This is a genomic window from Glycomyces albidus, assembly GCF_009451885.1.
Taxonomy (GTDB): domain Bacteria; phylum Actinomycetota; class Actinomycetes; order Mycobacteriales; family Micromonosporaceae; genus Glycomyces; species Glycomyces albidus.
The window spans coordinates 17,954-32,214 of the sequence record NZ_WIAO01000009.1; the positions used below are offsets into that span (position 1 = coordinate 17,954).

Consider the following 14,261-nt stretch of genomic DNA (forward strand, 5'->3'; position numbering starts at 1 on the left):
CGGGTGCGAGTCGGCACCGGGTGCCGGGCGTCTCACCATTGCCTGTCATAGCGACTGTACGTCAGTGTATCGAGGCTGTCGACGGCTTGCGAGACTCCGAGGCGCCCGGTGTGGGATCCCCCGCTCCGCCTTGGGACGTGAGTGTCCCAAGTGTGCTCAGTTCTCGGCCAGGACCTGCGCGATCGGCTTGAGCGGCAGGTGGTGGGTGATCGCGACGGGTTCGTTGACGACCTGCCCGGCGTAAGTGTTGAGGCCGCCGGCGAGGGCCGGGTCGGTCCGCAGGGCCTCGGCCCAGCCGTGGTTGGCGAGCTTCATGACGTACGGGAGGGTCGCGTTCGTGAGCGCGTACGTGGAGGTGTTCGGGACCGCGCCGGGCATGTTCGCGACGCAGTAGAAGACCTTGCCGCCGTAGGTGAACACGGGGTCGTCGTGGGTGGTCGCCTTGGAGTGGGCGAAGCAGCCGCCCTGGTCGATGGCGATGTCGACGAGGACCGCGCCCTCCTTCATGTCGGCGAGGACCTCGTCGTCGACGACGGTGGGGGCCTTGGCGCCGGGCACGAGGACGGCGCCGATGACGAGGTCGGCCTCGCGGCAGGCGCGCTTGATCTCGAACCGGTTGGAGACGATGGTGCGCAGGCGGCCCTGGTAGAGGTCGTCGGCGGCGTGGAGCTTGTCCACGTTGAGGTCGAGAAGCTCGACGTCGGCGCGCATCCCGACGGCGATGGCGGCGGCGTTCATGCCGGAGACGCCGGCGCCGATGATGACGACGCGGGCGGGCGGGGTCCCGGGGACGCCGCCCATGAGGGTGCCTCGGCCGCCTTCGGGGCGCTGGAGGTGGTAGGCGCCGGCCTGGACGGCGAGGCGCCCGGCGACCTCGCTCATGGGCGCGAGGAGGGGCAGGCGGCCGTCGCGGGTCTGCACGGTCTCGTAGGCGATGCCGGTGACGTGGCGCTCCAGGAGCGCGTCGGTGCACTCGGCGCTGGCGGCGAGGTGGAGGTAGGTGAAGAGGGTCTGGCCCGGCTGCATCCGGTGGAACTCGTCCTGGACGGGTTCCTTCACCTTGAGGACGAGATCGCCTGCGCTCCAAGTGGTGTCGGGGTCGGGGCAGATGGAGGCCCCGGCGGCGCGGTAGTCGTCGTCGGTGATGGCCGAGCCGAGCCCGGCGCCGGTCTCGACGCTGACGTGGTGCCCGGCCGCGACGAGCTCGTGCACCCCGGCGGGGGTGAGGGCGACGCGGTACTCGTTGTTCTTGATCTCGCGGGGGACGGCGACTTTCACTCTGCGGGTTCCTTCCGAAGCGTTGTGCCAGTTCGGGGCCGGTCGGCGACCCGCACGGGCAGTCTAAGACGCGCGGCGACCCGATCCCGGCATTCCTTCTGGGTCTGCGGTTCGGACGGCGTCGTCGCCGTGATCGTAAGTCAGGCCCGCCGCACAATCGCGCGACGGGCCATGTGAGCGTGCGCCTCGAAGGCGGGCGCCTCAGTCGTGATCAGATGCCCGGCCGTGATCAGGGGTCCGGCCGGGATCGAGGCGCAAGGCCGGGTTCGCGAGGCTCAGCTTCGTTCGAGGTGGAGGCGGGTGAGGTTGAGCGCGAGGGCGCAGACGCCGTTGCGGATCTCGCCGTCGGCGACGGCGGCGAGGGCCTTGTCGAGGTCCCACCAGACGAGTTCGATGTGGGTCTCCTCGTCGGTGCGCTCGTGGCGGTCGGCCTCGGGGACGGGCGTGAGGCCGGTGGCGAGGAAGTAGTGGACGAGCTCGTTGGAGATGCCGGGGGTGGTGAAGTACTCGCCGAGCTTGACGAGGTCGGCGGCGGCGAGGTCGACCTCCTCGGCGAGCTCGCGGCGGGCGGTGACGGCCGGGTCCTCGCCTTCGATGTCGCGCAGGCCCGCCGGGAGCTCCCACATGAGCTCCTTTGGAGGGACGCGGAACTGGCGGATGAGGCCGACGCGGCCGGACTCGTCGAGCGGGACGGCGACCACCGCGCCGCAGTGGTCGAGGAACTCGCGGCGCGCGCTCCCTCCCCCGGGCATCGCGACGGTCTCGGCGGTCAGGTCGTAGCACCAGCCGCGGTGGACGATTTCGCTGTCGAGGACTCGGTATTCATGCACGAGGGCCACCCTAGCCCGCCGCGGTGACGCCGTCATCGCTCTCCCGCGGCGTCCTTGAGCCGCTCGAGGATGCCGTCGACGACCTCCTGGGCCGGGAGCGGGACGCCGGAGAGGGCCGACAGGAACAGGCCGTCGCCGACCAGGCGGACGATCTCGGCGGTGACGGGGTCCTCGATCTGCTCGTGGATGGCGTCGGACCAGCCCTGGAAGATGAACAGGACGTCCTCCTTGGCGGTGTCGGACAGCTCGTCCTTGCCGCGCATGGCGGTGAGCAGGGCCCACAGCCCGGCGGCGGACTCGGCGTTCTCGACCTCGGAGACGCGCAGGAAGGTCTCGACGACGCCCGCGGCGCGTGCGCGGGCGATGTTGGCCTCCTCCTGGAGGCGGTGGCGGCGGGCCAGGCCGTCGTACAGGTCGGACTTGGACTTGAAGTGGTAGAGCAGGCCGCCTTTGGAGACGCCGGCCTCGGCGGCGACCTTCTCGAGGGTCACGCCCGAGGAGCCCTCGTCGACGAGGATGCGCTGCAGCGCGTTGAGAATCCGGTCACGCGTGCTGACTTCGTCCTTGGCCATGTGCCCTCCCGCTTGCTACTATACCGTCTGGACGGTACAGTCAGGGTCGCCGTGCGACCGCCGCCGAACCGTCGATTCGACCACAAGCTTCGCCGAACCGCCCCAGGTGCCGACCTGCGGGCCGCCCGAATCGGAGGCGGCCCTTGGCCCGCGAGCTTCATTGAGGAGGACACCATGACGACGACGCTGGCGCCGCGCGCCGAACCGAGGCCCCGCTTCACCGCGAAGCAGGGGTGGGCCCTCGCCGTGCTGGTGCTCCCCGTGCTGCTCATCTCCATCGACATGACCGTGCTCGGCTTCGCCGTCCCGTTCCTGTCCGAAGACCTCGAGCCCTCCGCCTCGCAGCTCCTGTGGATCGTGGACGTCTACGGGTTCGTGCTCGCCGGCCTCCTGGTCACCATGGGCTCCCTCGGCGACCGCGTCGGCCGCCGCAGGCTCCTGGTCATCGGCTCGGCCGCGTTCGCCGCCGCCAGCGTCATCGCCGCCTACGCGCCGACCCCCGAGACGCTCATCGCCGCCCGGGCCCTGCTCGGCCTCGCCGGCGCCACCCTCATGCCGACCACGCTCGCGCTCATGCGCAACCTGTTCACCGACGACCGCCAGCGCCGCTTCGCGATCGCCATCTGGGCCGCCGGGTTCTCGGCCGGCTCGGCCGCGGGCCCGATCATCGGCGGCTGGCTGCTCGAGCACTTCTGGTGGGGCTCGGTGTTCCTCATGGCCGCCCCGGTCTCGCTCGCGGTGGTCCTCGCCGCGCCGTTCCTGCTGCCGGAGTCGAAGAACCCGAACCCGGGGACGATCGACCTCCCCAGCGTCGCGCTGTCGTTCCTGGCGATGTTCCCGTTCGTGTACGGGGTCAAGACGATCGCCGAGCACGGCCTCGCCTGGACGGCCGTCGCCGCGATCACCGTCGGCGCGGTGGCCGCGGTGCTGTTCGTGCGGCGCCAGAAGCGCCTGGAGCACCCGCTGATCGACGTGGCGCTGTTCCGGCTGCGCCGCTTCAGCGCCTCGCTGGCCACGAACTTCACCATCGTGTTCGCGATGATCTCGGCGCTGTTCCTGCTGACGCAGTACCTGCAGCTCGTGCTCGGCTTCTCCCCCATGGAGGCGGGGCTGCTGCTCCTGCCGGGCATGGCGGTCTCGGTCGTGACCGGGCTGATCGCGGTGCGCATGTCCGAGCGGACGGGCATGGTCCGCACGATCCTCGGCGGGCTCGTGCTCGTGATCGCCGGGTTCGCGGCGATGGCGTTCATCGGCGTCGACGAGGGCGCCGCGGTCGTGGCGGTGGCGTTCGCGCTCATCGGCGGCGGCTCGGGTCTGGCGCAGACGGTCACCAACGACGCGATCCTGGCGGCGGCCCCGGCCGACCGCGCCGGCGCGGCCTCGGCGATCTCGGAGACCGCGTACGAGCTGGGCGGCGCGATGGGCGTGGCCCTGCTGGGATCCCTCGCGACCGGGATATACCGGAATGAGATCGGGGAGGCGCCGGCCTCGGCCGCCGAGACGCTCGGCGAGGCCGTCCACGTCGCCGCGGCGCTCCCGGCCGAGGCCGGCGAGGCGCTCCTGGCCGCGGCCCGGACCGCGTTCACCGACGGCCTGCGCACGGTCGCCGTCGTCGCCGCGGCCCTGGTCCTCGTCGCCGCCGTCGCGGTCGGGCGGGCCCTGCGCGAGAAACCGTAGCCGGAGACGGCGAAGGGCGGGACCCGAACGGGTCCCGCCCTCATCCGTGTTCGCTTACGCCGCGTCGATGTCGAGGCGCTCGGCGGCTTGGCGGTCGAGCGCCGCGGCGACCAGGCCCGCGAAGAGCGGGTGCGGCCGGGTCGGGCGGGACTTGAGCTCCGGGTGCGCCTGCGTCGCCACGTAGTACGGGTGCTGCTCGCGGTCGAGCTCGATGAACTCGACCAGGCGCCCGTCGGGCGAGAGGCCCGAGATCACGAAGCCGGCCTTCGAGAGCTGGTCGCGGTAGGCGTTGTTGACTTCGTAGCGGTGGCGGTGGCGCTCGTTGACCTCGGTGGCGCCGTAGACCTCGGCGACGATCGAGCCCGCGGTGAGCTTCGCCGGATAGGTGCCCAGGCGCATCGTGCCGCCCATGTCGCCGCGGCCGGCCACGATCTCGGTCTGGTCGGCCATGGTCGAGATGACCAGGTGCTCGGCGTCGCGGTCGAACTCCTCGGAGTCGGCGCCGACCAGCCCGGCGATCTCCCGCATCCCCTCGATCGCCATGCACTGCAGGCCCAGGCACAGGCCCAGGGTCGGCACCCGGCGGGTGCGGGCCCACGTGAGCGCCTGGATCTTGCCGGGCACGCCGCGGTCGCCGAAACCGCCGGGGATGACCACGGCGTCGACGCCGGCGAGCGACTTCGCGGTGGCCTCGGGGCTCCCGCACTCGTCGGAGACGACCCAGCGGACGTTCACCTTCGCGTGGTGGGCGAACCCGGCCGCGTGCAGGGCCTCGACCACGGACTTGTACGCGTCGGGAAGCTCGACGTACTTGCCGACGATCGCGACCTCCACGGTCGACCGCGGGTTGTGGACGCGGTCGAGCAGGTCGTCCCAGGCGGTCCAGTCGACGTCCTTGAACGGCAGGTCGAGCTTTCGGACCACGTACGCGTCCAGGCCCTCGGTGTGGAGCGTCTTGGGGATCTCGTAGATCGACTTCGAGTCGGGTGCCGAGACGACCGCCGCGTCGTCCACGTCGCAGAACCCGGCGATCTTGCTCTTGAGGCCGTCCGGCAGCGGGCGGTCCGAGCGGCAGACGATCGCGTCGGGCTGGATGCCGATGCTGCGCAGCTGCGCGACCGAGTGCTGCGTGGGCTTGGTCTTCATCTCCGAGGACGCGGCCAGGTACGGGACCAGCGACACGTGGAGGAAGAAGCAGTTGTCGCGGCCGATGTCGTGCCGGTACTGGCGGATCGCCTCCAGGAACGGCAGCGACTCGATGTCGCCGACGGTGCCGCCGACCTCGGTGATCACCACGTCGGGGACCCGCCCGGTCTCGGGGTCCGGGTCGGCCATCGCCGCGAGGCGGGCCTTGATCTCGTTGGTGATGTGCGGGATCACCTGGACCGTCGCGCCGAGGTAGTCGCCGCGGCGCTCCTTGGCGATGACATCGGAGTAGACCTGGCCCGTGGTGACGTTCGCGTGCTTGGAGAGGTTCCGGTCGAGGAACCGCTCGTAGTTGCCGATGTCGAGGTCGGTCTCTCCCCCGTCGTCGGTGACGAAGACCTCGCCGTGCTCGTACGGGTTCATGGTGCCCGGGTCGACGTTGAGGTAAGGGTCGATCTTCTGCATCACCACGTACAGGCCGCGGGCGGTCAGCAGATTCCCGAGACTCGCAGCGGTCATGCCCTTGCCGAGGGCGGAGGTGACCCCACCGGTGACGAAGAGATGCTTCGTGGTGCGGATCTGACCATTTGCGGCGCTGGCCAAGGCGGACTCCCGTGGTGTTCGTGGCGAACGAGCTGCTCAGGCAGTGCCCTTGCTCTGGCTCGCAAGCTTCACCAGAGGCAGCCGGTGGATCGCTTCATCCACGGGATTCCACACTAACACTTTCGCCGCTGTTCTCCTCATCGACCCACGAGGGTGCGTCGACGATCATGTCGGAGTATTCGCCGTCCTTGACGTGCGCGCGGGCCAGGACGCGGTGGCTCATGATGACCGCCAACGGGACCATGACCGCGAGGGCCGAGCCGAGGCTCATGGCGCCCTTGCCGAGGAGGAGGCCGGCGATGCCGGCCCCGATGACCGCGGCGGAGAACGCGGCGCGCAGGGGCGGGTAGAGGCCGAAGGCGCGGCGCAGGCCGCCGCCGGGGCGCAGGAGCACGAGCCAGCAGTAGGCGCCCGCGAGTACCGCGAGGAGGCTCAGCGGGGAGGTGAAGATCGCGACCACATTCGAGCCGACGCCTGCGGCGATGACGCCGTTGGTGTCGCCGAGGACGTCGCCGAGGAAGGCGCCGAGCTCGCGGCGCTCGGCGACGGGCCGCTGGTAGTCGATCCACGAGAGGCCGAACAGCACCGCGACGCCGGCCAGCGCGGACCAGACGGCGCGCTGGAACGTGACCCAGCCGCCGGTGGCGAGCGCGGCGGCGAGGCAGGTGCCGACGATGAGGGCGACCGCGGCGGGCACGGAGTCGCCGAGGAACCCGGCGGAGACGACGAGGACGCCCAGGGAGCCGGTGCCGGCCATGACGGGCGCCTGGTACCTGCGGGGCAGACGCCAGGCCGCGGCGGCCGCCAGGAGCCACAGGGAGGCGATGAACATGCCGGTGGCGACCGGTCCGAGCTCGTTCGAGGCGGAGTCGGCGACGGTGTAGTCGCCCAGGAGGGTCCCGAGCGGGTCCTCGGTGTGGATGATCATCGCCATCACGGTGACGAGGATGCCGAACGCCGAGACGGTGATCATCAGGCTCGCGGGGCCGCGGCGGCCGGGGATGAGGATCGCGGCGAACGCGCACACGGCGGCGATGGCGAGGGCGGTGAGCGGGCCGACGACGCCGGGGCTGGGGGCGGACCACCAGTCGAAGAAGTCGGCGAGGATCGCGGCGGCGGTGAACAGGGCGCACACGAGCGCCGAGACGATGTTGAGCCGCATGAGCCACAGCGGCGGCGGTTTGACGCCGGGCTGGCCGGCGCGGCGCAGCAGGTGCAGCAGCGGCCAGGCCACGAACGTCAGGGCGAGGAACAGGAGGATCTGGAGCCACTGGGTCGCGGGCGCGGCGTCGGCGGCGGCGATGAGCCGGACGTCGGTGTCGTCGAACACCGCCTGGCGTTCCGCGTAGGACAGCGTGTCGGGGACGGCGCCGGCCGCGGTGCCCGAGACCGAGTCCGGGAGCGGGGCGTCCAGGAGCGTCAGGATCGTGGCGGTCAGGTCGGTCAGGCGGAGGTAGCCGGGGCGCTCGGCCGGGAGGTCGAAGAGGTTGTGGCCGTCGTCGGCACCGAAGTCGGCGATGGTCGCGAGGAGCCGGTTGGGCTCCTCGACCTGGCTGACGCCGGTGACGATGAGCGCCGAGTCGCCGCCGCGCGCCTCGTCGAGGGCCGCCACCGCCGCGTCGAGCGCGTCGAGGGCGGCTCGGCGCCGCTCGGGGTCGGCGGGCAGGACGCCGCCGTCGACCACGGTGAGCGGGCATTCGACGAGCAGTGCGGCGAGGTCGCGGCCGGTCGGCATGGTGGCGGCGTACTCGCCGACGGACCCGACCGAGTTCGCGGTGGCGTAGGCCCCGCCGGGGCCGACGCCGCTGGCGCAGCTGGTCCCGGCCGCGAGCATGCCGACTTCGGCGCCCTGGTCGAGGTCGCGGTTGAGGGCGACCAGGTCGGTCATGCCGGCGATGGTCGTGCCGGTGTCGTCGGTGGTGATCTGGTCGCCGGAGACGGGGCCGCAGTCGGCGGGGTCGCCGTACGCGGCGGCGACGGCGGGCGCGCCCGCCGAGAGGGTGAGCCAGCCGTCGAGGGTGCAGGTGAAGTTGCGGCCGGAGTCGGTGTTGAGCTCGGCGAGCGAGCCGTTCTCGGCCAGCGCGGCGAGGTTCGGGGTGGTCTCGGCGTCGATGTCGGACCAGGACAGGCCGCCGACGCCGAGGACGATCACCGAGTCGACCCGGTCGGGGATGGCCTCGTCGGCGTCGTCGGGGAGGAGCTGGACGACCGCGAGCGCCGCGAGGATCGCGACGACGACCCAGACGCCGAGGGGGCCGCGGTTCTCGGATACGGTGCGGGCCAGGGATTTGCGGGCCTTGCGGGCCAGCCGCCCGGCGTCGAGGTTGCGCGACACCGCTATCTTCCGGTCAGTTCGAGGTAGAGCGCGTCGAGGGCGTCGAGCATCTGGGCCTCGTCGGGCCAGGTGGCGGCGCGGGCGAGGCTGGCCTCGCGGTAGCCGTCGAGCTCGGCGGGGTCGGCGAGGAGGCGGCGGACGGTCAGGTCGAGGGCGTCCACGTCGCCGACTTCGAAGTAGAGGCCGGCGTCGCCGACGAGTTCGGGGATGCCGCCTGTGCGGGTGGTCACGAGCGGGACGCCGGCCTGGAGGGTCTCCTGGGCGAAGAGCTGGCGGGCCTCCCACTGGCTGGTGACGACGGAGAGGTCGGCGGCGGCGAGGAGGTCGCCGACGTCGGTGCGGTGCCCTAGGAGGCGCACGTCGGCCCCGGTGGCGTCGATGAGGCCCTGGAGGCGGTCGCGTTCGGGGCCGTCGCCGGCGATGACCACGAGGGGCGCGGGGTCGAGGTCGCTCCAGCGGGCGGCGGCGGCGATGAGGGTGTCGTAGTCCTTCTGCGGGTGCAGGCGGCCGACGGACAGGAGCACGGGCCGGTCGTCGCCGATGCCGAGTTCGTCGCGGATGGCCCGGGCTTCGCCGGTGGCGCGGCGCGGCGGGGCCGCGACGGGGGCGAGGCGGGCGTCCTTCGCGCCGAGGTCGACCAGGTGCTCGTGGAGGTCGGAGGAGGCGGCGAGGGCGACGTCGACTCCGCGGGCGAGGCGCTTCTCGATCTGGTCGGAGACGCGGCGCTTGAGCCCGGCGGTGATGAGCTGGTTGTGCCAGGTGGTGACGAGCGCGGCCCCGGACGGGCGGGCGGCCAGCGCGGTGATCCCGGCGGTGAGGCCGTGGGCGTGGACGAGGTCGACGCCGCGTCCGGTGATGCCGCGCAGTGCGTTGCGTGCGGACCACCAGGCGAGCGGCAGTTCGGGCGAGGGCTTCGCGGTGATGGGCGCGGGCGCGAAGCGCGCGCCGCGGGCGCGGAAGCCGAAGCGCTCCTCGGTCTCGGGCGGCCCGACGACCAGCACGGCGTCGCCGCGTGCCACGAGCCCCTCTGCGACCGAGGCGACGTGGGTGCCGATGCCGCCTACCGACGGACCGAGCACCAATGCGACACGACGGCGCTTGGAAAGGATGCGGCTCACTGGTCTGCTCCACGGGTCTCGTCGGATGCGGTTCCATCGGGTTCTTCGGACGCTCGGATTATGCCAGCGCGCCGCAAGACCGGGCGCACGACACCGGAACCGCCGATGAGCGCCGCGAGGCCGAGATAGACGACCGCGGTGGCGGCGCCGACGACGACGCCCTGGAGGAGCGCCGTGTGGATCCTGTCGGCGTGGCCCCACAGGATGATGAGCTCGCGGGCGGCGAGGACCGCGGCGACGGCCGCCAGGACGGCGGCGAGTGCGGCCCGGGGGATCCCGGCGAGGCTGGCGGCGCCGGTGTGGCGGGCGATGGCGGCGGTGAGGGCGAGACCGATGACGGTCATGCCGACGGACCACGCGATCGCGAGCGCGAGTGTGCGGTCGGCGAGGGGCATGGCCTGCGAGAGGACGACGGCGGCGACCGCGCCCGCCGCCCAGCCGATCGAGGTCGCTCCGGCGGCGTACTTGTTGCGGCCGATGGCGTACAGGCCGCGGGAGTAGATCGCGAACATCGAGTAGCCGAAGAGGCCGAAGGCGAGGCCGGTGAGGGTGTCCTGGAACTGGAGCTGGGTGGCGGCGTCGCTGTCGGGCGAGACCGAGGCGAGGACGGTGCCGATCGGTTCGGCGAGGCCGGCGAGGGCGGCGACGCCGAGTCCGGAGAGGAGGAGCACGGCTCGGGCGGTCTGGGAGAGGCGCCACCGGTACCGGTCGTGCTCGCCGAGGGAGAACGCTTCGGCGAGCACGGGGTAGGCGGCGGTCGCGAGGGGGACGGCGAGCACGGCCCACGGGAGGAGGAAGAACGTCTGCGAGACGGTGAAGATGGCGGCGGGGCCTTCGCCGGCGTCGTTGGCGAGCGCGAGGAGCAGGGCTTGGCACAGCTGCTGTGCGCCGACGGTGATCGCCCCGGCGATCGCGAGGGATTTGAGGCCGGAGGCGACGTGGGTCTCCAGCCGCCAGGTGAAGCGGATGCGCAGGCCGAGGCCGCGCAGGGGCAGGACGAGGGATCCGGCGAGGACGGCGACCCCGAAGGTGGTGCCGAGCGCGAGGAGGACGAGGCCGTTCTGGTCGAGGTTCTCGACCTTGTAGTCGCGTCCGGAGGTGATGCCGTAGACGACGTAGACGCCGGCCATGACGACGCTCGACAGGAGCGGGGCGAGCGCGGGCCAGGCGAAGCGGCGGTGGGACTGGAGGACTCCGGTGAGGACCACCGCGATGCCGTAGAGCGGGAGTTGCGGTGCGAAGAGGACGAGCATCTCGGTGCCCGTGTCGATCGCGGCCTGGGAGGTGTTCTCCCCGCTCATCAGCAGTTCGATGATGGGGCGGGCGAACAGCGCCACGAGGGCCCCGGCGGGGACCAGGATCGTCAGCGACCAGGTGAGCAGGGCCGAGGCGATGCGGCTGACCTGGTCGGGGTCGTGCCGGGCGAGCGGGGCGGCCAGGAGCGGGATGACGAGCGCCGCGAGCGCACCGCCCGCGACGAGTTCGAAGATGATGTTCGGGATGCTGTTGGCGGTCTGGTAGGCGGCCCCGAGGCTGCCGACGCCGACTGCCCACGTGAACACCATCGTCCGACCGAATCCGGCCAGGCGGGAGGCGACGGTGATCGCACCGATGACCGAGGCGGCACGACCGACTTCGCGTCGGGTCTCGGTCAAGACTTCGTCCGACCCAGCTCGTCCAGCTGTCGCAGTACGGGCGTCTCGGCGATGACCTTGGTGAAGCTCCACTTCTCGGAGGCGGCGATGAGGGCGGCGACGCCGGCGAGGGCGATGTGGCGGCCGACCATGCCGGTGCGGGCGATGTAGGCGAGGCCGAGGAGCGCGCCGAGGGCGTTCGCGCCGCCGTCGCCGAGCATGGTCTTGCCGTCGAGGTCGTCGGCGAGGGCGGCGCCCGCGGCGGCGGAGACGGCGAGCGCGGTGTTCGCGCCGCCGGCGGCGGTCTCGCGGGTGGACTTGGCGCTCACGGGGCGCGAGAGCGGCGCCGAGGCGAGGGTGACGACCTTGAGGGCCCGTCCGGGGCGCAGGTCGAACAGGTTGACGACGTTGGCGGCGCCGGCGATGACGCCGCCGCCGACGCCGACGTTCCACACGCGGCGGAGCCAGTGGCGGCGCGGGTCGGTGAGCTCGCCGTTCTGGAGGTCGATCAGGGCCGCGGAGGCGAGTCCGGCACCGGAGATGCCGAGGATCTTGACGAGGCCGGCGGAGACGCGTCCTTTGAGGAGGGCGCCGACGTGGCCTTTGAAGCCTTTCGCCTTCTCCCCCTTGGTGTCGGCCATGTCGTCGTAGAGGCCGACCGCGCCGGCGGTGAGCCCGGAGGCGGCAGCGGCGGCGGCGTACGCCGGGGAGTTCGCCCCCAGGACCGCGCCGGCGGTGGCGCCGATGGTGATGCCGGGGCCTTCGGCCAGGGTCACGGTGTCGCCCTTGTGGTTGATCCGTTCCAGGTCGGCGGCCCACTTGGAGCGTCGGATGGCGCCGATGGCGGCGATCGTGCCTCCGGCCGCGACCCCTCCGAGGAACGCCCTACCGACGGTGCGCGTCAACTGGCTCATGGCCGCGATACTAGGCGGCCTCGGGAAGCAGAGCGGAAGCGCCCTCCCCGATGCCGAGGTGGTCGACGGTGCCGGTGGTGATGAAGTCGCCGAGCGCGGCGGCGGCGGCGATCTGCCCCTGGGTGAAGCGGGCGTTGTCGACGGTGGCGACGGTCCCGGTGTCGTCGGCGCGGATGGTGGCGATGGGGTTGCCGTCGCCGGCGGAGTTCATGGCGCCGTACACGGTGGGCGCGTCGAGGGCGAACTCGTTGGTGAGGGTGACCATGCCGGTGTTGCGGACCTCGGCGTCGGAGTCGGTCGAGCCGGCGCCCGCGAGGATGAGGACGCCGTCGGCGACGCCGGTGGGGGCGGTCTCGACCGTGAGCATCGAGATCTGGTCGAGGGCGGTGGTGACCGTGGTGATGTCGCCGGGGGTGATGGCGACGGTCGTCCCGCCGGCCTTGCCGGTGGTGACGGCGGCGAGGACGTGGCTCATCGCCTGCACCCCGTCGTAGGTGACCGGGGTGGTGACCGTGGCCGGGGTGGTGGTGTCGACGAGGTCGACGAGCTGGTCGGCGTGGGCCGGGTCGAAGAAGTCGTCGAGGACGGAGATGCGGCCCGAGACGGTGGCCCCGGCGAGACCGAGCATCTCGACCGCGCCGTCGACGGCGCGGGTGTCGGCGTCCGGCAGCGCCACCACGAGGATGTTCCGGCCGGTGAGGCGGTTCGCGAGGTAGGTGGGGGCGATCTCGGCGGCGAACTCCTGCTCGTCGCCGAGCTGCTCCTCGAGCTGCGTGACCTGGGCCCGGAGCTGCTCGTTGGAGTCGCGCAGGCCCTGGCTGGTCGACTCGAGCGCCTCCATGGCGGGGCCGTTGAGGGCGGCCGTGCCGAGGATGAGGCCCACGGTGAGGGCGAGGAACACCGCGGTGAGGCTCACCAGGTGGTAGCGGAAGTTGATCACGAGAACAGCCTTTGGATCTGGAAGAGGAGCCCGTCCCACCAGTCGGCGATGACGTCCACGAAGGAGCGGCCGACGGTGGAGATGGCGACTGCGGTGGCCATGGCGGCGAGGCCGGAGACGATGAGCAGGAGGAGCGCCGAGATCGACATGTCCTGGCGGTACAGGCGCGAGACGCCCTTGGCGTCGACGAGCTTGCCACCCACGCGCAGCCGCGTGAGGAAGGTCGAGGCCATGCCGCCGCGGCCCTTGTCGAGGAACTCGACCATGGTGACGTGGGTGCCGACGGCGCAGATGAGCTCCGCGCCCTTCTCGTCGGCCATGAGCATCGCGATGTCCTCGGAGGTGGCGGCGGCCGGGAACGGGATCGCGGGGACGCCGAGCTTGTTCATGCGCTCCATGCCGGGCGCGCGGCCGTCGGCGTAGGCGTGGACGACGATCTCGGCGCCGCAGCGCAGGGCGTCGTCGGAGACGGAGTCCATGTCGCCGACGATCATGTCGGGCGTGTAGCCCGCTTCCAGGAGCGCGTCCGCGCCGCCGTCGACGCCCACGAGGACGGGCTTGAACTCGCGGATGTAGGGGCGCAGGACGTCGATGTCCTCCTTGTAGTTGTAGCCGCGGATCACGATGAGGGCGTGGCGGCCGTTGAAGGAGGTCTTGACGTCGGGGACGCCGACGCCGTCGAGGAGGAGGTCCCGCTCGCGCTTGAGGTACTCCATGGTGTTGGCAGCGAACGCCTCCAACTGGATCGACAGGCCCTCCTTGGCCGCCTCCATGTCGGCGGCGACCGAGTCGGGGGTCTGCACGACGCCTTCGGCGATCAGCTCGGCGCCGAGGAAGACCTTGCCGTCCTCGACGGCGACGGTCTTGCCTTCGCGGACCTTGTCGAAGATCTCGTCGCCGACGTCGTCGATGAGGATGATCCCGGCCTTGACGAGCACCTCGGGGCCGAGGTTCGGGTAGCGCCCGGAGATCGACTTCGACGCGTTGACGACCACGGGCACGCCGGTGCCCACGAGGGTGTCGGCGGCGACCCGGTCGAGGTCGACGTGGTCGATGACGGCGATGTCGCCGGGTTCGAGGCGGCCGCACAGCCGCTTCGTACGGCGGTCGAGGCGGGCGGTGCCGACCAGCCGTCCTTCGGAGGTGTCGCCCTCCAGGTTCCGCCCGGGCAAACGCAAGCTAGGTACACGCATCGTGCATCATCATGCCATCCG

The 14,261-nt window shown here is 72.0% G+C and carries 11 protein-coding genes; 1 reads left to right on the plus strand and 10 read right to left on the minus strand.

The window, feature by feature from the left end:
- Positions 1-156 precede the first annotated feature (156 nt).
- From ald to GFD30_RS09555, 3 genes are all read right to left on the minus strand, one after another.
- Complete coding sequence (gene ald, locus GFD30_RS09545; protein ID WP_322633111.1) at positions 157-1,278, minus strand: alanine dehydrogenase; 1,122 nt, start codon at positions 1,276-1,278, stop codon at positions 157-159.
- A 275-nt stretch (positions 1,279-1,553) separates the two neighbouring features.
- Positions 1,554-2,108: an NUDIX hydrolase gene (locus GFD30_RS09550; protein WP_322633112.1), complete on the minus strand. Its 555-nt coding sequence runs from the start codon at positions 2,106-2,108 to the stop codon at positions 1,554-1,556.
- Between the two features lie 32 nt (positions 2,109-2,140).
- The gene (locus GFD30_RS09555; RefSeq protein ID WP_153024964.1) at positions 2,141-2,680 is read right to left on the minus strand and encodes a TetR/AcrR family transcriptional regulator; all 540 of its coding nucleotides are present in this window, start codon (positions 2,678-2,680) and stop codon (positions 2,141-2,143) included.
- 174 nt (positions 2,681-2,854) lie between these two features.
- Between GFD30_RS09555 and GFD30_RS09560 the strand changes: the two genes are divergently transcribed.
- Positions 2,855-4,357: an MFS transporter gene (locus GFD30_RS09560; RefSeq protein WP_153024965.1), complete on the plus strand. Its 1,503-nt coding sequence runs from the start codon at positions 2,855-2,857 to the stop codon at positions 4,355-4,357.
- A gap of 54 nt (positions 4,358-4,411) precedes the next feature.
- Here GFD30_RS09560 and GFD30_RS09565 read toward each other — a convergent pair whose 3' ends face one another.
- The 7 genes from GFD30_RS09565 to steA all read right to left on the minus strand — a co-directional run bounded on the left by GFD30_RS09565 (position 4,412) and on the right by steA (position 14,225).
- A complete protein-coding gene (locus GFD30_RS09565) occupies positions 4,412-6,106 on the minus strand; it encodes a CTP synthase (RefSeq protein WP_153024966.1) in 1,695 nt (564 codons plus the stop codon).
- A 94-nt stretch (positions 6,107-6,200) separates the two neighbouring features.
- The gene (locus GFD30_RS09570) at positions 6,201-8,441 is read right to left on the minus strand and encodes a hypothetical protein (RefSeq protein ID WP_153024967.1); all 2,241 of its coding nucleotides are present in this window, start codon (positions 8,439-8,441) and stop codon (positions 6,201-6,203) included.
- Between the two features lie 2 nt (positions 8,442-8,443).
- Complete coding sequence (locus GFD30_RS09575; protein WP_322633113.1) at positions 8,444-9,559, minus strand: glycosyltransferase family 4 protein; 1,116 nt, start codon at positions 9,557-9,559, stop codon at positions 8,444-8,446.
- Positions 9,556-11,214 (minus strand): murein biosynthesis integral membrane protein MurJ, encoded by a 1,659-nt coding sequence (gene murJ, locus GFD30_RS09580; protein ID WP_153024968.1) that lies wholly within the window; start codon positions 11,212-11,214, stop codon positions 9,556-9,558. Before murJ ends, GFD30_RS09575 begins: the two co-directional genes overlap by 4 nt.
- Positions 11,211-12,107: a hypothetical protein gene (locus GFD30_RS09585; protein WP_227996001.1), complete on the minus strand. Its 897-nt coding sequence runs from the start codon at positions 12,105-12,107 to the stop codon at positions 11,211-11,213. The genes murJ and GFD30_RS09585 overlap by 4 nt, the downstream gene beginning before the upstream one ends.
- A gap of 10 nt (positions 12,108-12,117) precedes the next feature.
- Entirely contained in the window at positions 12,118-13,047 is a 930-nt protein-coding gene (locus tag GFD30_RS09590) for a copper transporter (protein WP_194201909.1), read from the minus strand.
- Positions 13,044-14,225 carry a putative cytokinetic ring protein SteA gene (gene steA, locus GFD30_RS09595; protein ID WP_227996003.1) on the minus strand — a complete coding sequence of 394 codons (1,182 nt, stop codon included), beginning with the start codon at positions 14,223-14,225 and terminating at the stop codon, positions 13,044-13,046. The genes GFD30_RS09590 and steA overlap by 4 nt, the downstream gene beginning before the upstream one ends.
- Positions 14,226-14,261: the final 36 nt, after the last annotated feature.

Bases quoted from the DNA above. Each gene is read 5' to 3' on its own strand.
- GFD30_RS09555 (WP_153024964.1), bottom strand. From the start codon at position 2,680: ATGGCCAAGGACGAAGTCAGCACGCGTGACCGGATTCTCAACGCGCTG.
- GFD30_RS09560 (WP_153024965.1), top strand. From the start codon at position 2,855: ATGACGACGACGCTGGCGCCGCGCGCCGAACCGAGGCCCCGCTTCACC.
- GFD30_RS09585 (WP_227996001.1), bottom strand. From the start codon at position 12,107: ATGAGCCAGTTGACGCGCACCGTCGGTAGGGCGTTCCTCGGAGGGGTC.